1 protein-coding gene is annotated in these 1,200 nt (G+C 35.7%); it reads left to right on the top strand.

Annotated features, from left to right (window positions below; genetic code table 11):
• The first annotated feature begins 3 nt into the window (after positions 1-3).
• Positions 4-1,188 carry an elongation factor Tu gene (gene tuf, locus GM111_RS08020; protein ID WP_156300574.1) on the top strand — a complete coding sequence of 395 codons (1,185 nt, stop codon included), beginning with the start codon at positions 4-6 and terminating at the stop codon, positions 1,186-1,188.
• Positions 1,189-1,200 lie beyond the last annotated feature (12 nt).

Here is a 1,200-nt window from a genome sequence, read left to right as displayed (position 1 = left end):
AAAATGGCAAAACAAAAGTTTGAAAGAAGTAAACCACACGTAAACGTTGGAACAATAGGACACGTAGATCACGGTAAAACAACAACAACAGCAGCTATTTCAAAAGTATTAGCATCAAAAGGATTAGCGCAAAAAGTTGATTTTGAAAACATCGACCAAGCACCAGAAGAAAGAGAAAGAGGAATTACAATAAACACAGCTCACATTGAGTACGAATCAGAAACAAGACACTACGCACACGTAGACTGTCCAGGCCATGCTGACTATGTTAAAAACATGATTACAGGGGCAGCACAAATGGATGGAGCTATCTTAGTAGTATCAGCAGCAGATGGACCAATGCCACAAACAAGAGAACATATCTTACTTGCAAGACAAGTTGGAGTTCCTTACATTGTAGTATACTTAAACAAAGTAGACATGGTTGAAGAAGAAGAATTATTAGAATTAGTAGAAATGGAAGTAAGAGAATTATTATCTGAATATGGATTCCCAGGGGATGACATACCAGTAGTAAGAGGATCATCATTAGGAGCATTAAATGGAGAAACTAAATGGGAAGATCAAATCGTTGAATTAATCAACCAAGTAGATACATACATCCCAACACCAGAAAGACCAGTTGACCAACCATTCCTAATGCCAATAGAAGATGTAATGACAATAACAGGAAGAGGAACAGTTGTTACAGGAAGAGTAGAAAGAGGAACAGTTAAAGTTGGAGAAGAAGTAGAAATAGTAGGTATAAAAGATACAGCTAAATCAACAGTAACGGGAATAGAAATGTTCAGAAAATTATTAGATTCAGGAGAAGCTGGAGATAATATAGGAGCATTATTAAGAGGAATTAAGAAAGAAGAAGTTGAAAGAGGACAAGTATTAGCTAAACCAAATTCAATCAAACCACATACTAAGTTCAGAGGAGAAATATACGTATTAACAAAAGAAGAAGGTGGAAGACATACACCATTCTTTACAGGGTACAAACCACAATTCTACTTCAGAACAACTGATATTACAGGAGAAGTAAACTTACCAGAAGGAGTAGAAATGGTAATGCCTGGAGATAATATTTCAGTATCAGTAGAATTAATTCACCCAATCGCGATTGAAACAGGATTAAGATTCTCAATCAGAGAAGGTGGAAGAACAGTAGCATCAGGAGTAGTTGCTGAAATAGCTGAATAATAAATTTAAAAT

The sequence above is a fragment of the Streptobacillus canis genome, from assembly GCF_009733925.1.
Classification (GTDB): domain Bacteria; phylum Fusobacteriota; class Fusobacteriia; order Fusobacteriales; family Leptotrichiaceae; genus Streptobacillus; species Streptobacillus canis.
Note: the sequence above shows the minus strand (reverse complement) of the source record. Positions and strands in the feature narration are given on the sequence as shown.